Annotated in this window: 23 protein-coding genes; 10 read left to right on the forward strand and 13 right to left on the reverse strand. The window is 72.3% G+C overall.

Going from position 1 to position 20,286, the window contains the following annotated elements; translation table 11 throughout:
* Nucleotides 1–71 precede the first annotated feature (71 nt).
* Nucleotides 72–674 (forward strand): TetR/AcrR family transcriptional regulator, encoded by a 603-nt coding sequence (locus IQ251_RS07080; protein ID WP_193927663.1) that lies wholly within the window; start codon nt 72–74, stop codon nt 672–674.
* 171 nt (nt 675–845) lie between these two features.
* On the opposite strand, the gene hisI is transcribed toward IQ251_RS07080, so the two are convergent.
* From hisI to IQ251_RS07115, 7 genes are all read right to left on the reverse strand, one after another.
* Entirely contained in the window at nt 846–1,184 is a 339-nt protein-coding gene (gene hisI, locus IQ251_RS07085) for a phosphoribosyl-AMP cyclohydrolase (RefSeq protein ID WP_193927664.1), read from the reverse strand.
* Nucleotides 1,181–1,954 (reverse strand): imidazole glycerol phosphate synthase subunit HisF, encoded by a 774-nt coding sequence (gene hisF / locus IQ251_RS07090; RefSeq protein WP_193927665.1) that lies wholly within the window; start codon nt 1,952–1,954, stop codon nt 1,181–1,183. The genes hisI and hisF overlap by 4 nt, the downstream gene beginning before the upstream one ends.
* A gap of 57 nt (nt 1,955–2,011) precedes the next feature.
* Nucleotides 2,012–2,746, reverse strand: coding sequence for a bifunctional 1-(5-phosphoribosyl)-5-((5-phosphoribosylamino)methylideneamino)imidazole-4-carboxamide isomerase/phosphoribosylanthranilate isomerase PriA (priA, locus tag IQ251_RS07095; protein WP_193927666.1), 735 nt, complete (start codon nt 2,744–2,746; stop codon nt 2,012–2,014).
* Between the two features lie 79 nt (nt 2,747–2,825).
* Nucleotides 2,826–3,029 (reverse strand): hypothetical protein, encoded by a 204-nt coding sequence (locus IQ251_RS07100; RefSeq protein WP_193927667.1) that lies wholly within the window; start codon nt 3,027–3,029, stop codon nt 2,826–2,828.
* Nucleotides 3,026–3,655 (reverse strand): imidazole glycerol phosphate synthase subunit HisH, encoded by a 630-nt coding sequence (gene hisH / locus IQ251_RS07105; protein ID WP_193927668.1) that lies wholly within the window; start codon nt 3,653–3,655, stop codon nt 3,026–3,028. The genes IQ251_RS07100 and hisH overlap by 4 nt, the downstream gene beginning before the upstream one ends.
* A 48-nt stretch (nt 3,656–3,703) precedes the next feature.
* Nucleotides 3,704–4,609 carry a transketolase family protein gene (locus IQ251_RS07110; RefSeq protein ID WP_193927669.1) on the reverse strand — a complete coding sequence of 302 codons (906 nt, stop codon included), beginning with the start codon at nt 4,607–4,609 and terminating at the stop codon, nt 3,704–3,706.
* Complete coding sequence (locus IQ251_RS07115; protein ID WP_228046304.1) at nt 4,606–5,322, reverse strand: thiamine pyrophosphate-binding protein; 717 nt, start codon at nt 5,320–5,322, stop codon at nt 4,606–4,608. The genes IQ251_RS07110 and IQ251_RS07115 overlap by 4 nt, the downstream gene beginning before the upstream one ends.
* A gap of 100 nt (nt 5,323–5,422) precedes the next feature.
* Here IQ251_RS07115 and soxR point away from each other — a divergent pair, with 100 nt between their 5' ends.
* On the forward strand, nt 5,423–5,878 hold the full coding sequence (gene soxR, locus IQ251_RS07120; RefSeq protein WP_193927670.1) for a redox-sensitive transcriptional activator SoxR: 456 nt from the start codon (nt 5,423–5,425) through the stop codon (nt 5,876–5,878).
* Between the two features lie 4 nt (nt 5,879–5,882).
* Here the strand turns inward: soxR and IQ251_RS07125 are convergent, their stop codons facing one another.
* Both IQ251_RS07125 and IQ251_RS07130 read right to left on the reverse strand, forming a co-directional pair.
* Entirely contained in the window at nt 5,883–6,560 is a 678-nt protein-coding gene (locus IQ251_RS07125; RefSeq protein ID WP_193927671.1) for a response regulator, read from the reverse strand.
* On the reverse strand, nt 6,557–8,179 hold the full coding sequence (locus IQ251_RS07130; RefSeq protein ID WP_193927672.1) for a sensor histidine kinase: 1,623 nt from the start codon (nt 8,177–8,179) through the stop codon (nt 6,557–6,559). The genes IQ251_RS07125 and IQ251_RS07130 overlap by 4 nt, the downstream gene beginning before the upstream one ends.
* 240 nt (nt 8,180–8,419) lie before the next feature.
* Between IQ251_RS07130 and IQ251_RS07135 the strand changes: the two genes are divergently transcribed.
* Nucleotides 8,420–9,811 carry a cation:dicarboxylate symporter family transporter gene (locus IQ251_RS07135; protein ID WP_370591243.1) on the forward strand — a complete coding sequence of 464 codons (1,392 nt, stop codon included), beginning with the start codon at nt 8,420–8,422 and terminating at the stop codon, nt 9,809–9,811.
* A 131-nt stretch (nt 9,812–9,942) separates the two neighbouring features.
* Nucleotides 9,943–10,101: a CG2302 family histidine operon protein gene (locus tag IQ251_RS07140; RefSeq protein ID WP_193927674.1), complete on the forward strand. Its 159-nt coding sequence runs from the start codon at nt 9,943–9,945 to the stop codon at nt 10,099–10,101.
* A gap of 118 nt (nt 10,102–10,219) precedes the next feature.
* Here the strand turns inward: IQ251_RS07140 and hisB are convergent, their stop codons facing one another.
* The 3 genes from hisB to hisD all read right to left on the reverse strand — a co-directional run bounded on the left by hisB (nt 10,220) and on the right by hisD (nt 13,358).
* Entirely contained in the window at nt 10,220–10,840 is a 621-nt protein-coding gene (hisB, locus tag IQ251_RS07145; RefSeq protein ID WP_193927675.1) for an imidazoleglycerol-phosphate dehydratase HisB, read from the reverse strand.
* Nucleotides 10,837–11,955, reverse strand: coding sequence for a histidinol-phosphate transaminase (locus IQ251_RS07150; protein WP_193927676.1), 1,119 nt, complete (start codon nt 11,953–11,955; stop codon nt 10,837–10,839). Before IQ251_RS07150 ends, hisB begins: the two co-directional genes overlap by 4 nt.
* Before the next feature lie 86 nt (nt 11,956–12,041).
* A complete protein-coding gene (gene hisD, locus IQ251_RS07155; protein WP_193927677.1) occupies nt 12,042–13,358 on the reverse strand; it encodes a histidinol dehydrogenase in 1,317 nt (438 codons plus the stop codon).
* Nucleotides 13,359–13,696: 338 nt separating this feature from the next.
* Here hisD and IQ251_RS07160 point away from each other — a divergent pair, with 338 nt between their 5' ends.
* From IQ251_RS07160 to IQ251_RS07170, 3 genes are all read left to right on the forward strand, one after another.
* Complete coding sequence (locus IQ251_RS07160; RefSeq protein ID WP_193927678.1) at nt 13,697–14,953, forward strand: M14 family metallopeptidase; 1,257 nt, start codon at nt 13,697–13,699, stop codon at nt 14,951–14,953.
* An 86-nt stretch (nt 14,954–15,039) separates the two neighbouring features.
* The gene (locus IQ251_RS07165; RefSeq protein ID WP_193927679.1) at nt 15,040–15,747 is read left to right on the forward strand and encodes a YqeB family protein; all 708 of its coding nucleotides are present in this window, start codon (nt 15,040–15,042) and stop codon (nt 15,745–15,747) included.
* 57 nt (nt 15,748–15,804) lie between these two features.
* The gene (locus IQ251_RS07170; RefSeq protein ID WP_193927680.1) at nt 15,805–17,100 is read left to right on the forward strand and encodes a hemolysin family protein; all 1,296 of its coding nucleotides are present in this window, start codon (nt 15,805–15,807) and stop codon (nt 17,098–17,100) included.
* Nucleotides 17,101–17,164: 64 nt separating this feature from the next.
* Here the strand turns inward: IQ251_RS07170 and IQ251_RS07175 are convergent, their stop codons facing one another.
* Entirely contained in the window at nt 17,165–17,323 is a 159-nt protein-coding gene (locus IQ251_RS07175; protein WP_193927681.1) for a hypothetical protein, read from the reverse strand.
* A gap of 293 nt (nt 17,324–17,616) precedes the next feature.
* On the opposite strand from IQ251_RS07175, the gene IQ251_RS07180 reads away from it, so the two are divergent.
* The 3 genes from IQ251_RS07180 (at nt 17,617) to IQ251_RS07190 (ending at nt 20,241) form a co-directional block, all read left to right on the forward strand.
* Nucleotides 17,617–18,408, forward strand: a complete 792-nt coding sequence (locus IQ251_RS07180; RefSeq protein ID WP_193927682.1) for a carbon-nitrogen hydrolase family protein — start codon at nt 17,617–17,619, stop codon at nt 18,406–18,408.
* A 91-nt stretch (nt 18,409–18,499) separates the two neighbouring features.
* Entirely contained in the window at nt 18,500–18,769 is a 270-nt protein-coding gene (locus IQ251_RS07185) for a metal-sensitive transcriptional regulator (protein ID WP_193927683.1), read from the forward strand.
* A 68-nt stretch (nt 18,770–18,837) separates the two neighbouring features.
* Nucleotides 18,838–20,241, forward strand: coding sequence for an MBL fold metallo-hydrolase (locus IQ251_RS07190; protein WP_193927684.1), 1,404 nt, complete (start codon nt 18,838–18,840; stop codon nt 20,239–20,241).
* Nucleotides 20,242–20,286 lie beyond the last annotated feature (45 nt).

A 20,286-nucleotide genomic window follows, 5' to 3' on the forward strand; every position in this document is an offset into this window, starting at 1 on the left:
GCCCGGTGCCGCCCGTGCGGCGCCTCCGGACCGCTTTGCCCGGGGCACCGCGCGACCGCGAGGATGCACGGGTGAGCAGCAGCGACGAGCGGAGTGGTCCCGGCAAGCAGCGGAGCGGAAACGACGCCGGGCAGCGGCTCCTGGCGGCCGCCCGCGCCACGTTCGCCGAACTGGGGTACGAGTCCGCCACGGTCCGCACCATCGCCGCCCGCGCCGGGGTCGACCCGGCCATGGTCAACCACCGCTTCGGCGGCAAGGAACACCTGTTCACCGCGGCGATGGCGATCCCGGTCGATCCAGCGGAGGTCCTGCCGGGACTGCTCGGCGGGGACCCGCAGCAGCTGGCGGAACGCCTGCTGCGCTTGTTCCTGGAGGTGTGGGACGGGGCGGGCGGTGGTCGGTTCGCCGCGCTGGTGCGCAGCGCCAGCAGCAACGAGTCGGCGGCCCGGATGCTGCGCGAGTTCGTGCAGGACGTCGTGTTCCGCCGGGTCACCGAGCACCTGGGTGTGGACCACCCCGAGCTGCGCACCGCGCTGTGCGCGACGCAAGTGGTGGGCCTGGGCATGGCCCGCTACATCGTCCGGCTGGAACCACTGGCCTCGGCCGACCACGACACGGTGGTCCGAACCGTAGCCCCCAACCTCCAGCACTACCTCACCGGCGACCTGGGCTGAGCCGAAGAACGACACGGACAAACGCGCCCGATCACCAACCATCGGCGTCGGGCAACCACACGACGCACAGCCGAAGGCGAGCGAAAACCCGCCCCACGTCAGGCAAGCGGTGAAGCCGCTTGCACCCCACCGATCACCCCGCACGGCCCAGCAAGCCGACCCGAGACACCGTCACATCAAGACATCCGCGTCGAAGCAGGTGCGATCCCCGGTGTGACAGGCACCATCCTGCTGCTCGACCAGCACCAGCACGGTGTCCCCGTCGCAGTCGAGCCGCACGCCGCGCACGTGCTGGACGTGCCCGGACGTCGCTCCCTTGACCCAGTACTCGCCCCTGCTGCGCGAGTAGTAGGTGCCGCGGCCGGTGCTGAGCGTGCGGTGCAGCGCTTCATCGTCCATCCACGCGAGCATGAGCACTTCCCCGGTGTCGTGCTGCTGCACGATGGCGGGGAACAGCCCGTCGGCGTTGCGCTTGAGCCGCTCGGCGATCACCGGGTCCAGATCGCTCATCGAACCGTGATCCCCTCCGCGCGCATGGCTTCCTTGACCTCGCCGATCCGCAACTGTCCGAAGTGGAACACGCTGGCGGCCAGCACCGCGTCCGCGCCGGCGCGCACAGCGGGGGCGAAGTGCTCGACGGCGCCGGCACCGCCGCTGGCGATCAGCGGGACGTGCACGACCTCACGCACCGCGCGGATCATCTCCAGGTCGAACCCGGCCTTCGTCCCGTCGGCGTCCATCGAGTTCAGCAGGATCTCCCCGACGCCGAGCTCCTGGCCGGTGCGCGCCCATTCCACGGCGCAGATGCCGGTGCCGCGCCGACCGCCATGCGTGGTGACCTCGTAACCGGACGGGGTCGGCGTGCCGCCTTCCGGCACTCGCCGCGCGTCGACGGACAACACCACGCATTGCGCGCCGAACCGGCGGGAGGACTCGTTGAGCAATTCGGGGCGGGCGATGGCGGCTGTGTTCAGGCTCACCTTGTCCGCGCCGGCGCGCAGTAGCCGGTCGATGTCGTCCGGGCTGCGCACCCCGCCGCCGACGGTCAGCGGGATGAACACCTGCTCAGCGGTGCGCCGCACCACGTCGAACGTGGTTTCCCGGTCCGCCGAGGAGGCGGTCACGTCCAGGAAGGTGAGCTCGTCGGCGCTCTCCGCGTCGTAGGCGTGGGCGAGTTCCACCGGATCGCCCGCGTCCCGCAGATCGGTGAAGTTGACGCCTTTCACCACACGCCCCTGGTCGACGTCCAAGCAGGGGATCACGCGCACCGCAACGGCCATGCCACCAGGGTAGAGACGCCGGGCCGGTGCGCGCGGATCACCCCCGCGCGGCCGCGGTCAGCGCACGGCCGCGAGCGCTTCGCCGAGGGTGAAGTTGCCCGCGTACAGGGCCTTGCCGACGATCGAGCCCTCCAGACCGGACGGGGCCAGCCGGGACAGCTGCACGAGATCATCCACGGTGGACACTCCGCCGGAGGCGATCACCGGCGCATCCGTGCGCCGGCACACGTCCTGCAGCAGAGCGGTGTTCGGGCCCTGCAGCGTGCCGTCCTTGCTGACGTCGGTCACGACGTAGCGGCGGCAGCCGGCGGCGTCCAGCCGCGCCAGCACCTCCCAGAGGTCGCCGCCGTCCTGGGTCCAGCCGCGGGCCGCCAACCGGTGGTTGCCCTGCTCGGTGATCCGCACGTCCAGGCCGACCGCGACCCGGTCGCCGTGCTCGGCGACCACGCGTGCCGTCCATTCCGGATCTTCCAACGCAGCTGTGCCCAGATTCACCCGCGCGCAACCGGTTCCGAGCGCGGCGGCCAGCGATTCGTCGTCGCGGATGCCCCCGGACAGCTCGACCTGCACGTCCAGTTCGCCGACCGCGCGGGCCAGCAGATCGCGATTGCTACCGCGCCCGAAGGCCGCGTCCAGGTCCACGAGGTGCACCCAGTCGGCGCCGGACCGCTGCCAGGTCAGCGCGGCCTCCAGCGGATCACCGTAGGAGGTTTCGGTTCCGGCGGCGCCCTGCACCAGGCGCACGGCCTGACCGTCGGCGACGTCGACAGCGGGAAGCAGCGTGAATGTCACGCGGACAAGCCTACGACGGCGCGAGAACCGGCTCGGCCCGCCCCTGCACGGCTTGGGCCCCGGACAGCTGCGCCAGGACTCAGTCGGGGCGCCGCTCCGCACGCATGATCATGCCGGTCGGCACACCCATCACCACGAGCACCAGGAGCGTCGCCGCCCACAGCGGCACCCCGGCCTGGACCAAGTACGGCACACCGATCCCGGCGGCCAGACCGACCACCAGCACCAGCGCCACGACCCGCGTCCAGCCGCCGGAACCCATCAGACCGTGCCGTCTCGTCACAAACTCTCCAACCAGTTGCGCAGCAAGCGGGAACCAGCCGCACCGGATTTCTCCGGGTGGAACTGCGTCGCGGACAGGGCTCCGTTCTCCACGGCCGCCACGAACGGTTCGCCGTGCTCGGCCCAGGTGATCCGGGGCGGGGTGATGCGTTCCGGTACCGGCATCGTCCACTCGCGCACCGCGAAGGAGTGCACGAAGTAGAAGCGCGTCCCGGGGTCCATCCCGGCGAACAACGCGCTGTCCGGCGGGGCGCTGACCTCGTTCCACCCCATGTGCGGCAACACCTCGGCGTCCAAGCGCTCCACCCGGCCGGGCCACTGCCCGCAGCCCTCGGCGCGCACGTCGTGCTCGACGCCCGCGTCGAACAGCACCTGCATGCCCACGCAGATGCCCAGCACCGGGCGGTCCCCGGCGAGCCGCCGATCGATGATCTTGTCGCCCCCGGCGGCCAGCAGGCCGTCCATGCAGGCGGAGAAGGCGCCCACCCCGGGCACCACCAGGCCGTCGGCCTCCAGCGCCGCATGCCGGTCCGCGGTCACCTCGACGTCGGCACCGGCGCGCTGCAACGCGCGCTCGGCGGAGCGGAGGTTGCCGGATCCGTAGTCCAGGATGACGACTCGTACCACGCCACCAGGCTACCGACCCCGGACCACCGCCCCGCCGGTGCTCCCGGATCAGCCGAGGAAGCCGCGGACCTCGGCGGCGATGCCCGCGGCGTCCAGGCCGTGGGCGGCGGTGTGCTGCTGCGCGGTGCCGTAGTTGCGCAGCTCGGTGTCCCGGCGCACGCCCAGGGACAACGCCCGGTGCGGGAGGTCCGCCAGCGCCCGCTGCACCTCGTGCGCGGACGTCCCGCGCAGGTACGGCTCCACCAGCACCACGTCCGGTCGCGCCGATCCGGCCGCGGCCCGCAGCCCGACGGCGTCGAACGGGCGGATCTCGCCGGTGTAGAGCACGGTCACATCCAGTCCCGCGGTCGCGGCCAGGACCGGATCCAGGGTCGGGCCCACCGCGGCGACGACGCCGCGCGTGCCGTGCCGGACAACCTGCCAGCCGGGTCCGCCGAGCCGCGGTTCGGCGTTGACCTGCTCGGACATCCGCAGGTAGACGCGGTCGTCACCGGCCAGCGCCGTGTCCAGCGCGGCGCGCAGCTCGTCCGGGTGTCCGGGGACGTGCACCGCCCATCCGGGCAGGGTGTCCAGCAGCGCCACATCGGCCGGGGCCATGTGCGTGCGCCCGGCACCCGGGTAGTCGTAGGACGCCCCGGTGCTCACCGCCACCGCGCCGACGCCCTGGTGCCCCAGATCGAGTTTGAGCTGCTCGTACGGTCGCTCCACCAGGAACGGGGTGATGGTGTGCAGCACCGGGCGCAGACCCGCCAGCGCCAGTCCGCCGGCCACCCCGACCATCGCCTGCTCGCGGATGCCGACGTCGTGGATCCGGTCGGGGTGCCGCTCGGTCACCTCGGTGAAGCGGTCCGCGGAGATGTCGGCGAGCACCAGCGCGATCCGCGGATCGTCGTCCAGGGCCGCCGACATCGCGTGCACGAACACGTCGCGCATGGTCTGCTCCGTCGCGGTCATGCTGCTTCCTCCTGGTCGTACGGTTCGACGACGGCCACCACGGCCAGCGGGCGGTCCGGGTGCGCCTCGGTCAGCGCGCGGTGCAGGTCCTCGTGGTCGCGCCCGTCGGCGGTGCGGGTCGCCCAACCCTCGCGGGCGAACCGGTCGGCGATACCGCCGGGCCAGCCGTGCGTGGACGAGCTGTTGTCCACCACCACGGCGGTGAGCTGCTCCAGCCCCCAGCGGCCCGCCACCGCGATCGCCTCGTGGTTGCTGCCTTCGTCGAGTTCGGCATCGCCGAGCAGCACGACCGCGCGCGGGCGGGTGCGGCCGCGGGCGCGCAACCCGCGCACGACGCCGACGCCGAGCGGCAGGCCGTGCCCGAGCGAACCGCTGCCGATCTCGACGCCGGGCACGAGCACGCGGTCGGGGTGCAGCCCGAGACGGGATTCGAATTCCGCCCAGGACCCGAGCTCGTCCGGGTCCAGGAAGCCCTTCTCGGCCAGCACCGCGTAGTAGGCCATCGGTCCGTGCCCCTTGGACAGCAGGAAGCGGTCGCGCTCCGGATCGTCGGTGCGGTCGGGGTGCGCGCGCAGCACCCGGTCGTAGAGCACCCACAGCACGTCCATGGTCGACGTGGCGGCGTTGTCGTGCTTCTCGTCGCCGGTCATCCGGCTCATCAGCGGGCGCAACCGGTCGTACCCGGTCGCGGCCACCGCATCGATCGCAGTCATGGCACCACCCTCGGACTTCGAGTTAACTCGAAGTCAATACTCGGATCGCCGAGTTGTTGTTCGAGTCAACTCCAAGTCTCTGGAGCGCTATGCTGGCGCGGTGAGCAAACTTCCGGACGTGCTGACCATCGGCGAGGTCGCCGAACGCAGCGGAGTGGCACCCACGGCACTGCGCTTCTACGAGCAACGCGGGCTGATCCGCGCGCAGCGCACCGGCGGCAACCAGCGGCGCTACCAGCGCTCGGTGCTGCGCAGGCTGGCATTCATCCGCGCAGCGCAGCGGGTCGGGCTGAGCCTGGAGCAGGTGGCCGAGGCGCTGGCGGCGCTGCCGGACGACCGGGCCCCCACCAAGGCCGACTGGGCGAGGCTGTCCCGGCGCTGGCGCGACGAGCTCGACGCGCGCATCGACGGCCTGCAGCGGTTGCGCGACCGGCTCACCGGCTGCATCGGCTGCGGCTGCCTGTCGCTGCGCACCTGCGCGCTGCACAACGCCGACGACCGGTTCGCCGAGCTCGGCCCCGGGGCACCGCTGCTCCGCCCGGCCGCCGACGACTGAGCGCTCAGTCGGCCACCCAGCGGTAGGTCATCTCCGGGCGGCCCACGCCACCGTACTGCGGGCTGCGTTCGGCCGTGCCGTTGCCGACCAGGTATTCCAGGTACCGCCGGGCCGTCACGCGGGAAACCCCCGCCGCGGCGCCGACCTCGTCCGCCGCCGCGCCGTCCGGATTCCCGCGCAGCACGGCGATGATCCCGGCCAACGTCTCCTGTCCCATGCCCTTCGGCAGGCCACCGCCGCCGGTGCCGCGCAGCGAGGCGAACGCCCGGTCGATTTCCGCCTGCCCGTTCGCCTCCCGGTCGTGCCCGAGGCCGGCCCGGAACCGCGCGTAGTGCTCCAGCTTGTCCCGCATCGCGGCGAAGGTGAACGGTTTGAGCAGGTACTGCACCACGCCGCTGGACACCGCGGCCCGCACCACCTTGAGATCGCGGGCCGAGGTGACGGCGATGACGTCGATGTCGCTGCCGCTGTGCCGCAGCGACCGGGCCACCGCCAGCCCGTCCATGTCCGGCAGCCGCAGGTCCAGCAGCACCAGGGCGACCGGGTGCTGCTCGACGAACTGCAACGCGCTCTGGCCGGTGCGCACCCGGCCCACGACGCCGAACCCCTCGACGCGGTTGACGTAGGTCTCGTGCGCCTCGCCGACGATCGGATCGTCCTCCACCACCAGCACCGAGATCATCCGCGCCCCCCGGTCCGCAGCGGGATCCGGACCTCGAACACCGCACCCCGCTCGTTGCGCACCCCGATCGTGCCGCCGTGGCGCCGCACGCTGCGCCCGACCAGCGCCAGGCCCAGACCGCGCGCACCGTCCTTGGTCGACCAACCGCGCCGGAACACGGCCTCCACCCGCTCCGGCTGCACGCCAGGACCGTTGTCGGCGACCCGGATGACCAGCTCGTGCGCATCGGACCGGGCGGTGACCTCCACCCGCGGACCGGGCACCTCCAGCACGGCCTCGACGGCGTTGTCGACCAGGTTGCCCACCACCGTCACCAGATCACGATCGTCCAGCCCGGCCACGGCCTCCTCGTCCACCCCGCTGTCCTCGCCGAGCACGACCTCCACCCCGCGCTCAGCCGCCTCGGCGCTCTTGCCGAGCAGGACCGCGGCCAGCACCGACTCGCCCACCGACCCGACCACCTGATCGGTCAACGCCTGGGCCAGCTGCAGCTCGGAGGTCGCGAACGCCACCGCCTCATCGGGCCGCCCCAGCTCCACCAGGGACACCACGGTGTGCAGCCGGTTGGCCGACTCGTGCGCCTGCGAGCGCAGCGATTCGGTGAACCCGCGCATCGTGTCCAGCTGTCCGCTCAGCTCCTGCAGCTCGGTGTGGTCGCGCAACGTCGCCACGGTGCCGAGGTCCCGCGCCCCGCTGCGGATCCGGGACACACTCACCAGCAGCACCCGGTCGTCGGTCACGTGCAGCTCGTCGCGGACGTCCCGGCCCGCGTCGAGCGTGCCGGCCAGCGGTGCGGGCAAGCCCAGCTCGTCCACCGGGCGCCCCTCGACCTGGTCCGGATCGCGGGCCAGCAGCGCTGCGGCGCCGTCATTGCACAGGGTCACTTCGCCGCGCGGCGAGACGAGCAGCAGCCCTTCGCGCACCGCGTGCAGGATCGCGTCGTGGTACTCGTACATGCGGCTGAGCTCGTCGGGTCGCAGGCCGTGCGTGTGCCTGCGCAGCCGCACACCGACCAGGTGCGTCAGCCCGGCACCGAGCAGCAGCGCCCCGCCCGCGGCGGTCACCAGCGCCGCCACCTGGCCGCGCAGCTCCGCGCTGAGCACGCGCACCGCGATGCCGACCGCGACGTGCCCGCGCACCTGCCCGTCGCCGTCGAGCACCGGGACGACCGCGCGCACCGTGGGGCCGAGCGTGCCGGTGTGCGTCTCGGTGAACACCTCGTCGTCCACCGGCGCCGCGTCCACGTGCCCGAGGAACCGCTCGCCGATGCGCTCCGGATGCGGATGGGTGTAGCGGATCCCCTCCGGGGACATGACCGTGATGAACGCCACTTCGGTGCTCGCGCGCACCTGCTCGACCAGCGGCTGCAGCACCCGCGGCGGGTCCGGGCCGTGCACCGCCTCGCGCACCGCGGGCTGCTGGGCGAGCGTGCGGGCGACCGCGACCACCTCGTCGGCGGCGGCCTGCTCGGTACGCCTTCCGGCGTCGTACCAGGCGAGTCCGGACCCGGCCAGCACCACGAGCGCCACCACGGCCACCTGCAGCACGAACAGCTGCCTGGCCAGGCTCCACCGCGGCCGCACCAGGGCGGGCCGGTCGCGATCGGCGGCACGGGACATCTCGGGGCAACTCAATCTCGGGGGCGATCATCGCGCGCAGGCCGGGGCGTGCGCAGTGCCGCTGCGCAGCGGATTCAGCCGGTCACACCCGGTTTTCGGTGATGTGACGGCGCCGTGAACAGAATGAACGCAACGGTGACGGCAACCGTACTCGCCGCCGATAGTCACCTCTCGGCCCAGGTCCGTGACCTGCCGCACGGAAGGGCCCGAGAGTCAACGGCAGCCCACCAGGAGCAATCAGTGGCGAGCAACGATGCTGCGACGACGCCCCGCAAGCGGGACCGGACGCACTACCTCTACATCGCGGTGATCATCGCCGTCCTCGGCGGAATCACCCTGGGCTTCGTGGCCCCCGACGCCGGTCAGGCCCTCAAGCCGCTGGGCACCGGGTTCGTGGACCTGGTGAAGATGATGATCTCCCCGGTCATCTTCTGCACCATCGTGCTGGGCGTCGGCAGCGTCCGGCAGGCCGCCAAGGTCGGCAAGGTCGGCGGCATCGCGATGGTCTACTTCCTGGTGATGTCCATCGCGGCGCTGATCATCGGACTGCTGGTCGGCAACGTGCTGCACCCGGGCGAGGGACTGGACATCGCCGGGCAGACCGGCGGTGGCGGCGAGATCGAAGGCGCCGAGGGCGGCGAGAGCACCACCGACTTCCTGCTCGGCATCATCCCGGACACGCTGGTGTCCGCGCTGACCGCGGGCGAGGTGCTGCAGGCGCTGCTGGTGGCACTGCTCACCGGTTTCGCGCTGCAGTCGCTGGGCGACAAGGGCGCGCCGATCCTGCGCGGCATCGAGCACATGCAGCGGCTCGTGTTCAAGATCCTGTCCATGGTCATGTGGGCGGCCCCGGTCGGCGCGTTCGGCGCGATCGCCGCGGTCGTGGGCGCGACCGGGACGGATGCGCTCAAGGGCCTGGCCACGATCATGGTCGGCTTCTACGTGACCTGCCTGCTGTTCGTGTTCGTGGTGCTGGGCCCGCTGCTGTGGATGTTCGCGCGGGTCAACATCTTCTCGCTGCTGCGCTACCTCGGCCGCGAGTTCCTGCTGATCGTGTCCACCTCCTCGTCGGAGGCGGCGCTGCCGCGGCTGATCGCGAAGATGGAGCACGTCGGCGTGAGCAAGCCGGTCGTGGGCATCACGGTGCCCACCGGCTACTCGTTCAACCTGGACGGCACCGCGATCTATCTGACGATGGCCTCGCTGTTCATCGCCAGCGCCATGGGCCAGCCGTTGTCCGTGAGCGAGCAGATCTCGCTGCTGATCTTCATGATCATCGCCTCGAAGGGCGCCGCGGGCGTCAGCGGTGCGGGCATCGCCACCCTGGCCGGCGGGCTCAGCTCGCACCGCCCGGAGCTCGTGGACGGCGTCGGCATGATCGTGGGCATCGACCGGTTCATGTCCGAAGCCCGCGCGCTGACCAACTTCGCGGGCAACGCGGTGGCCACCGTCCTGATCGGATCGTGGACCAAGGAACTCGACCGCGACCGGATGCAGCGGGTGTTCACCGGCGAGGAGCCGTTCGACGAGCAGACCTTCGCCGCAGAGGGCCACGGCGGTGGCGACGACAGCGGTTCCGCGGCGTCGTCGGCACCGGAGAAGCCGGAGCCGGAGAAGGCCGCCACGTCCTGAGGCCGCGCGAGAAGCGGGGTGCTGCCGGGAGAACCCGGTCGGCACCCCGCTTCTCGCGTGCGGGGCGGGCTCGTCGCGCGAGCGGCGGCACCCGGGGCCGGACGGGGGTGCACCCCCGGTAACCTGGGCGCATGGCCGACATCCTGCCGATCATCCTGCTCGGCCTGGCCGGGTTCCTGCTGGGCGGCGTCTATGCCACCTGGAAGACCGCGCGCGGGCTGGCCGTGCTGCTGGCCGCCGCCGCGGTACTCGCGGTCGCGGGCGGCATCGGCTGGCTCTACTGGGGCTGAGCGACGCGAAAACCTGCGCTGCAGCGCGACTTTCCCGACGCTTGTTCCTCCAGCCGCGCCGACCGCTTCCACCGCACCCGAGCAACCCGCGCCGGCACGCGAGCCGTGCGCTCAGCGGCTACAGGGCGCCCTTCGTGGACGGGATGACGCCGGAGAAGCGCGGATCCGGTTCCACCGCCGCGCGCAGCGCCCGGGCGATGGCCTTGTACTGCGCCTCGGCGATGTGGTGCGGATCGCGTCCGTGCACCACCCGCACGTGCAGGTTGATCTGCGCGTGGAAGGCCAGCGACTCGAACACGTGCCGGTTGAGCACGAACGGGTAGTTCCCGCCGATCGTAAAAGTGTTGTACTGCTCCGGTTCGCCGGTCAGCACGCAGTAGGAGCGCCCGGAGACGTCCGCGGCGGCGTGCGCCAGCGTCTCGTCCATCGGGATCCAGGCATCGCCGAACCGGCGGATGCCCTTCTTGTCGCCCAGCGCCTGGTGCAGCGCCTGCCCCAGCACGATCGCCGTGTCCTCGACGGTGTGGTGCGCATCGATGTGCACGTCCCCGCTGGCCCGCACCGTCAGGTCGAACGCCGCGTGCGTGCCCAGCGAGGTGAGCATGTGGTCGTAGAACGGGACGCTGGTGTCCACATCGGTCTGCCCGGTGCCGTCGAGGTCGAGCTCGACCAGCACCGAGGATTCCTTCGTGGTGCGCTCCACCCGGCCGACCCGGGTTCCCGGCTGGAATGCGGTCACTGGCTGATCTCCTCGGTCACGGACTTGCTGGCCGCCAGGAACGCATCGTTCTCGGCGGGAGTTCCGATGGTCACCCGCAGCTGCCCCGGGACGCCGATGTCCCGGACGAGCACCTCGTTGTCCAGGTAGCGCTGCCACGCGCGGTGCGGATCGTCGAAGGTGCCGAACAGCACGAAGTTCGCATCGCTGGGCACCGGCGCGAATCCCATGTCCCGCAGCGATTCCACGACCCGGTCCCGCTCGGCCGCCAGGGCGCGGACCGAGCCCAAGGTCGCCTCGGCGTGCCGCAGGGCCGCGCGCGCGGCGGCCTGGGTCAGCACCGACAGGTGGTAGGGCAGCCGCACCAGCAGCAGCGCGTCGATCACCGCCGGGGCCGCGGCGAGGTAGCCCAGCCGCCCGCCGGCGAACGCGAACGCCTTGCTCATCGTGCGGCTCACGATCAGCTTCGACGGGTGGTCGGCGATGAGTTCCACCGCGCTGGGCTGCGCGGAGAACTCGGCGTAGGCCTCGTCGACCACGACCACGCCGGGCGCCGCCTGCAGGATCGCGCGCAGACCGGCCGGGGTCACCGACTGCCCGGTGGGGTTGTTCGGGCTCGTCACGAACACCACGTCGGGCTGCTTGTCCGCCACCGCCCGCGCGGCTCGCACCGGGTCCAGCGAGAAGTCGTCCTGCCGGGGCATGGGCACCCACTCGGTGCGGGTCCCCGCGGACAGGATCGGGTGCATCGAGTAGGAGGGCGTGAACCCGAGCGCCGTGCGCCCCGGACCGCCGAACGCCTGCAGCACCTGCTGCAGGACCTCGTTGGACCCGTTGGCCGCCCACAGGTTCGCCGCGGACAGCCCCACCCCGGTCGCGCCGGTGAGGTAGGCGGCGAGGTCCTCGCGCAGCGCGGTGGCGTCGCGGTCCGGGTAGCGGTGCAGCGATTCCGCCGCCTCGCGGACCGCCTCGGCCACGTCGGCGACCAGCTCCGGCGGCGGCGGGTACGGGTTCTCGTTGGTGTTCAGCCGGACCGGGACGTCCAGCTGCGGAGCACCGTAGGGGCTGCGGCCGCGCAGGTCCTCGCGCAGCGGCAGATCGGCCAGATCGATCCCGTCACCGGGCACGTCGCTCATCAGGTCCACTCTCGATCGTCGGGCGCGCCCGCGGCGGTCCTCCCCCGCCGCGCTCGGCGCGCGCGTTCCTGCTCCGTCCCGCGGGACTACCCGTCGAACCGGGCGGTGACCGCTTGGCCGTGCGCCGGGAGATCCTCGGCGTCGGCCAACGCGACCACGTGGCCGGCCACGTCGCGCAGCGCCTGCTCGGAGTAGGAGACCACGTGGATCCCCTTCAGGAAGCTCTGCACGCTCAGCCCGGACGAGTGCCGGGCGCAGCCGCTGGTCGGCAGCACGTGGTTCGACCCGGCGCAGTAGTCGCCGAGCGAGACCGGCGCGTAGGGGCCGACGAAGATCGCCCCGGCGTTGCGCACCCGGGCGGCCACGACATCGGCCTCGGCGGTCTGCACCTCCAGGTGCTCGGCGGCGTAGGCGTCGACCACCCGGATGCCCTCGTCCAGGTCGCCGACCAGGATGCAGCCGGACTGCCTGCCGGTCAGCGCGGTGCGGATGCGCTCCACGTGCTTGGTCCGGGCCACCCGGTCGGCCAGCTCGGCGTCGACCGCGTCGGCCAGCTCCGGCGAGGTGGTGATCAGCACGCTGGCCGCCAGCGTGTCGTGCTCGGCCTGGCTGATCAGGTCCGCGGCCACGTGCGCCGCGTCCGCGGTGGCGTCGGCCAGCACCGCGATCTCGGTGGGACCGGCTTCGGAGTCGATGCCGATGAGGCTGCGCAGGTGCCGCTTGGCCGCGGTGACGTAGACGTTGCCCGGGCCGGTGACCATGTCGGAGGGCTCCAGCTCGGCACCGTCGGTGTCCTGCCCGCCGTGCGCGAGCAGCGCGACCGCCTGCGCCCCGCCGACGGCCCACACCTCGTCGACGCCGAGCAGGTGCGCCGCGGCCAGGATCGTCGGGTGCGGCAGGCCACCGAACTCGCGTTGCGGCGGACTGCACACCACCAACGAGTCCACCCCGGCTTCCTGGGCCGGCACCACGTTCATCACCACGCTGGACGGGTAGACCGCCAGCCCGCCCGGCGCGTACAGGCCCACCCGCTGCACCGGGACCCAGCGCTCGGTGACCGTCCCGCCGTCGGCGACGCGGGTGGTGGTGTCGGTGCGCTTCTGGTCGGCGTGCACCCGGCGTGCACGGGCGATGGCCTCCTCCAGCGCGGCGCGGACCTCGGGGTCGAGCTCGTCCAGCGCGCGGGACAGCTCGCCCGCGGGCACCCGCACGGACTCGGGGCGCACCGCGTCGAACTGCTCGGTGTAGTCGAGAACCGCCGGGACGCCCCGCTCGCGCACCGCCTCGATCACCGGCTTGACCTGGTGCAGCACGTGCTCGACGTCCGTTTCGGCGCGCGGCAGGGTCGCGCGCAGCTCGACGCTGGACGGAACACGACCGCGCAGGTCGGTACGGGAGAGCATGAGCGTCCTTCCAGTTCCGGGGGTTGCTCCCACCAGGGTAGTCGCCGGGACGTGCAGGTGACGCGCTCCCTGTCCGGACCGTCCGGACCGGGCCGGCTCCCCGCCGCGGCGCAGGAGCCGAGGGTCACCGCACCGCAACCGCGCGTGCCCCGCCGGTGGGTCGCGTCGGCGAGTCGTGCGGGGTGCGCACCGGGTGATTGCCGATGATCGGCACTGAGCCCGGCGGAGGCGCCGAACGGGAAAATGGTGACGCCGGTCATCGCCCGCATGCAGGTTGTCAACATCGCCGGGCTCGGACAGCCTCGCTACGTCACAACCGGTGATCGATCGGAGACCCGATGTTGAGCTCACGGCGCAGAACGGCGCTGGTGGCGGCCACCGCATGCCTGGCGCTGCTTCCGGTGCAGGCAGGGGTGTCGGCCGCCCAACGACCGGACGCGGACGCCGGACCGGCCGTGTACGCGGTCCCCGGCACGGACACCGGCACGCGCACCCAGATCCAGCGCATCGGAGCCGAGGTGCTGTCGGTGTCCGGGAACGTGGCCACCGTGGAAGCGACCCCGCAGCAGGCCGGGCAACTGCGCGCGGCGGGGATCGACCTCGGCGCGGGAACCCCGGCCGCCGACACGCTGCCCGAACGCGGCGGGCAGCGGGCCGCGGCGGGCGACTTCCCACCCGGCGACGAGGCGTACCACACCTACGACGAGACGGTCGCCGAACTGGACCGGATCAGCACCGAGCACCCGGACGTCGCCGCCAAGACCAGCATCGGCACCTCGTTCGAGGGCAGGGACATCCCGGCGCTGAAGATCTCGGACAACGTGCAGGAGGACGAGGGCGAGCCCGAGGTCCTGTTCGACTGCAACCAGCACGCCCGCGAGCACCTCACCACCGAGATGTGCCTGCGCGTGGCGCAGCGGTTCACCGACGAGCGCGCCCGGCCGGAGAACCGCGCCGCCGCCGAGGACCGGGTGCTCTGGGTCATCCCGATCGTCAACCCGGACGGCTCGGCGCACGACGTGGAGTCCGGCCAGTACCAGGGCTGGCGCAAGAACCGGCAGGACGCGGGCACCGACCTCAACCGCAACTGGGGTTACAAGTGGGGCTGCTGCGGCGGCGCCAGCGACGACCCGAACGCGGAGACCTACCGCGGGCCGGAGGCGTTCTCGGCACCGGAAACCGCCGCGCTGCGCGATTTCATCGATTCGCGGGTGATCGGCGGCGAGCAGCGGATCAAGGCCGCTATCGACTTCCACACCTACTCCGAGCTGGTGCTGTGGCCGTTCGGGCACACCACGGACGACACCACCGAGGGCATGACCCAGGAGCAGTACGACCGGTTCGAGCGGGTCGGTACCGAGATGGCCGGGACGAACGGCTACACGCCGCAGCAGTCCAGCGACCTCTACATCACCGACGGCGACGTGCTGGACTGGATGTGGTCGGAGCACGAGATCCTCGCCTACACCTTCGAGATGTACCCGGCGGAATCCGGTGGGCTGGACGGCTTCTACCCACCGGGCGACGTGATCGATCGGGAGACGCAGCGCAACGACCAGGCCGTGGACGTCCTGCTGCGCGAAGCGGGCGCCTGATCCCGGCGGAGCTCCCCGGTGACCGCCGGGGAGCTCCGGGCAACCCCTGTCCGGGTGATCGTCGTCGGCTCCGGATAATGCGGGGCATGGCTGGCGCATCGTCGACCGAGGTCACCGCGGGTTCGTGGGCCACCCGGTCTCCCTGGTTCCTGCTCCCGCTGCTGGGCGCGGTGATCGGTCTGCTGCTGCGCATCGCCGCGCTGTGGCTGGTGGAGCTGCGCTGGGCCCCGTTCCAGGGCGTGTTCGAACTGCTGGCCACCGGTGCGGAACCCGTGGGGTCCGCTGTGGTCGTGGCCTGCTGCGCGGTCGTCGGACTCGGCTTCGCCGGGCTGCGCGCCCAGGAGCGGCTCCGTGTCTCGGTCGGCCCGGAGGAGCTGGTGCTGGCCCGCGGCACCGGCGAGCACCGCTTCGCGCGGACCGCGGTCGGCGCGGTCTACCCGGACGGGACCGACCTGGTCGTGCTGGACCCGGACGGCGGCGAACTGACCCGGCAGCGGTGCGATCTGGCCCGCGCCCGCCTGCGGGACGCGCTGGCCGAGCACGGATACCCCTGGCGGGACCGGGATCCGCACAGCGGCGAGTACCGGGAGTGGACCGGGGACAGCCCGGAGCTGTCGCTGCGCTGCAACGCGCTGCTGGCCGAGCGGGAGCGGGCGCTGCACCGGCGCTCGACCGGTGAGGCCGAGTCGTTGCGCCGCAGGCTGGCCGAACTGGGCGCGGTGGTGCGCGACGAGAACAAGCGCCAGTTCTGGCGGACGGGTCCGGTGCGCTCGGATCCGGGTCCGACCGGCTGATCCCGGACCGGGCTGTTCGCGCCGCACGGTGCGGTGCGGACTGCCAGAATCCGGCGGGTGGACGGCATCGCGTGGAATCTGGCCCTGGTGCTGGTGTTCGTGCTGCTGGGCGGGTTCTTCGCCGCCGCGGAGATCGCACTGGTCTCGTTGCGGCAGAGCCAGGTGCACAAGCTCGCGGAACGCGGCCGCGGCGGTGCGCGGGTGGCCCGGTTGCGGGGCGATGCCAACCGTTTCCTGTCCGCGGTGCAGATCGGCGTGACCTTCACCGGGTTCTTCGCCTCCAGCTACGGCGGGGCGACAATCGCGGTGCGGGTCGAACCGGTGCTGACCGGCTGGGGCTTGCCGGTGGGTCTGGCCGCTGCGGTCGCCCTGGTGCTGGTGACGCTGCTGGTGTCCTACCTGTCGCTCGTGCTGGGCGAGCTCGCGCCGAAACGCTTGGCGCTCCAGCAATCCGAGCGCGTCGCACTGGCCACCGCCGGGGTGCTCGACCTGCTGGCCACCGTCGCCCGGCCACTGATCTGGCTGCTGTCGGTCTCCACGAACGCGGTGGTGCGGTTGATCGGCCTCAACCCGCGCGCGGCGGAGGGCGAGGTCACCGAGGAGGAGCTGCGCGACATGGTGCGCACCAGCGAGCAACTCTCCGTGGAGGAGCGGCAGCTACTCAGCGACGCGTTCCAAGCCACCGACCGGGTGCTCAACGAGGTCATGGTGCCGCGCACCGAGGCGGACTTCCTGGACCGCACCACCACGCTGGACGCCGCGGTCGACGAGATCACCGACAAACCGCACTCGCGCTACCCGGTGATCCGGGACACCGCGGACGACGTCGTGGGGTTCATCCACGTGCGCGACCTGCTCACCGCGACCCGCAACGGCGCGGGCGCCGAGCGCACCGTCGCCGAGATCACCCGCCCGGTGATCGCGCTGCCGGGCAGCAAACCGGTGCTGGCGGCGCTGTCCCAACTGCGGCGCCGCGGCGGGCACCTGTCGGTGGTGGTCGACGAATACGGCGGCACCGCGGGCATCGTCACGGTCGAGGACCTGGTGGAGGAGGTCGTCGGCGATATCTGGGACGAGTACGACCCGAGCGCGGCGCCGGTGCACACCCGCCGGGACGGGGGTTTCGACGCGGACGGCATGCTGCACCGCAGCGATTTCGCGCAGCAGACCGGGATCGTGCTGCCGGACGGCCCGTTCGACACGCTGGCGGGATTCGTGGTCAGCAGGCTGGGGCGCATCCCCGTCGAAGGGGATGTGCTGACCGCACTGGGGCACCGGTTCACGGTGCGCGAGATGGACGGCAGGCGGGTGTCCCGGCTGTTGGTGACCACCGAGCCGGGCCAGCCCCGGTGAGCCGTTCCGGCCGCGGGCGTACCACCGCAGGCGCGGCGGATCCGCCCGCGGCGCGGACAGGTCCTTAGAACAGCACGAGGATCCCGACACCGACCACGATGGCCAGGACCACCACCACCGCGGCGGTCAGCAGCAGCGCGCGCAGTCTCGGCTGGTTCTCCCGGGCCTCCGACTGAGCGCGCTCCCGCCACTGCATGAAGGTCGTGCCCTCACCGTCACCCATTGCTGACTCCTGCTCGTGCCGGACTCTCGACCGCCGGTCGGCGGTTGCGCAGACCACGATGTCATACGGTTTGCCCGTTGCTGCGGCACGCGCCGAGCAGCGGGACCCGGTTCTGCGCGCGCGACCGCCACCGCGCGGGGGTCAAGGACACCTCTTCAGCAGATTGTCCACCCGATCGTGCGAGGCGGTGCGCGGCGCGACCGGTCCGCGCAGCGGCACTCGGGCCCGGACCGGACTGGTATACAGCGCGTGGGGCCCGGGCGAGGCGGGCCGCAGGGACGAAGGGACCACGCATGCGGATCGCGGTGTGCCAGATCGTGTCCGGGCCCGACCCACGGGCCAACCTGGAACTGGTCGCCGACGGCGTCCGGCGCGCCGCGGACGCGGGGGCAGCGCTGGCGGTCTTCCCGGAGGCGACGATGGCCTGCTTCGGCACCAGGCTCGGTCCGCTGGCCGAACCGCTGGACGGACCGTGGGCCACCGAGGTGCGCACGCTGGCCGAGGACGCGGGCGTGGCCGTCGTGGCGGGGATGTTCACGCCCAGCGGCGACGACCGGGTGACCAACACGCTGCTGATCACCGGCCGCGGCCTGGACACCGCCTACGACAAGATCCACCTCTACGACGCCTTCGGCTTCGCCGAGTCCCGCACGGTCGCCCCGGGCGCCGATCCGGTGACCTTCGAGCTGGACGGGGTCGGGTTCGGCGTCACGACCTGCTACGACGTGCGCTTCCCCGGGCTGTACACGGCCCTGGCCGACCGGGGCGCGTCGGTGATCCTCACCGCGGCCTCCTGGGGTGCGGGCGAGGGCAAGCAAGCGCAGTGGGAGCTGCTCACCCGGGCCCGCGCGCTGGACTCGACCTCGTGGGTCGTGGCCTGCGGGCAGGGCGATCCGGCCACCACCGGCCGGGAGACCTCCGGCAAGGCGCCCACCGGTATCGGCTGCAGCCTGGTGGCCGATCCCTACGGCCGCACCACCGCCGAGCTCGGCGCGAAGCCGGACGTGCTCATCGCCGATGTCGACCCGGCACTGGTCGAGCAGGCCCGGCAGGCCATCCCGGTCCTGGCCAACCGCCGCTGCTGACCGCGGCGCCCCGGTGGTCGGACGTGCGTCCGGCCACTTTTTTTGGCCTCGGTATACCCCCCTAGGTATGTTGGACCCAGGAGGCGAAAACATGGAGATGAAACCCGAACTGGTCGGCGATGCGGTCGTCCGGCTGCGCCGGGCGCAGGGCCAGCTGACCGGCGTGATCGAGGCCATCGAGGAGGGCTCGGACTGCGCCGCCGTGCTGACCCAGCTCGCCGCCGTTTCCCGAGCTCTCGACCGTGCCGGTTTCAAGATCGTGGCCAGCGGGATGCGGCACTGCCAGCAGTCCCGCGAGGATGGCGAGGAACCGGAGATGACCGAGCAGGAGCTGGAGCGGCTCTTCCTGGCCTTGGCCTGAGCACCGCGCCCGCCCTCGGGCGGCTCCTCCGGAATCGAATACACCCCCCGGGGTACTGGAGTGACACCATGACGACTGCACCGCTGCCCGACGAGGTCCACGTCGAGGTCATCGAGACCTCGTCGCTCGGCGACCGGAGCTACCTGGCCACCGACGGCGAGCTGGCCGTGGTGGTCGACCCGCAGCGCGACGTGGACCGGGTCCTCGCGCTGGCGGGTCGGCTGGGCGTGCGCATCGCACTGGTCCTGGAGACGCACGTGCACAACGACTACGTCTCCGGCGGGCTGGAACTAGCCCGGCTGACCGGCGCCGACTACGCCATCCACGCCGCCGACGAGGTCCCGTTCCGCCACCTGCCGCTACATCCCGACGATGAGCTGGAGGTCGCGCCGCGGCTGCGGGTGCGCGCGGTGGCCACCCCGGGGCACACGTTCCACCACCTGTCCTACGTGCTGCTGCACGACGACCGGCCGATCGGCGTGTTCACCGGCGGTTCGCTGCTGTACGGCACCACCGGGCGCACCGACCTGCTCGGCGAGGAGCACAGCGAGGAGCTCGCCCGCCACCAGCACGCCTCCGCGCACAAGCTGGCCGACCTGCTCCCGCAGGGGGCGCGCATCTGGCCCACGCACGGGTTCGGCAGCTTCTGCTCGGCGAGCCAGGCGAGCGGCGAGTCCTCGACCATCGGCGAGCAGTGGGCGGTCAACCCGGCGCTGTCGCTGGGCGAGCAGGACTTCGTCGAGACCACGCTGGCCGGCCTGGACGTCTATCCCGCCTACTACGCGCACATGGGCGTGCGCAACGCCGCGGGGCCGGAGCCGCTCGACCTGCGCGCACCGACCCGCGCCGACGCCACCGAGCTCGCCGAGCGGCTGCGGCGCGGCGAGTGGGTGGTCGACCTGCGCTCGCGCACAGCCTATGTGGCCGCCCACCTCACCGGGACCATCAGCCTAGGGCTGGACGGTCCGATGGCCACCTGGCTGGGCTGGATGATCGACTGGGGTGCCCCGATCACCCTGCTCGGCGAAACCCCCGCCCAGGTCGCCGACGCGCAGCGGGAACTGGCGCGGATCGGCATCGACGCGTTCGCCGCCGCGGCCACCGGGCAGCCCGCCGAGCTAGCCGCCCGTCCGGACCAGCTGACCAGCACGCCGGTGGCGGGCTTCCCGGAACTGGCCGCCGCGCTGTCCGGGGCTCCCGGCGACCTGCCCGGGCCGGACGTGGTGCTGGACGTGCGCACCAACAACGAGTGGAACGATGCGCACGTGGTCGATGCCGTGCACGTTCCGCTGTACGAACTCCCCCGGCGGCTGGCCGAGATCCCGGCCGGAACCGTCTGGGTGCACTGCGGCAGCGGGTACCGGGCCACCGCCGCGGCCTCACTGCTGGAGTCGGCCGGGCGGACCGCCGTGGTCGTGGACGACCAGTTCGCCACCGCGGGCCAGGCGGGCGTTCCGCTGGCAACCGGCTGAAATCTCTTATCGCGCAACATCAACCGTGGGCAGCAGCCCGCCACG

It is taken from the genome of Saccharopolyspora montiporae (genome assembly GCF_015209505.1).
GTDB classification, from domain to species: Bacteria; Actinomycetota; Actinomycetes; order Mycobacteriales; family Pseudonocardiaceae; genus Saccharopolyspora; species Saccharopolyspora montiporae.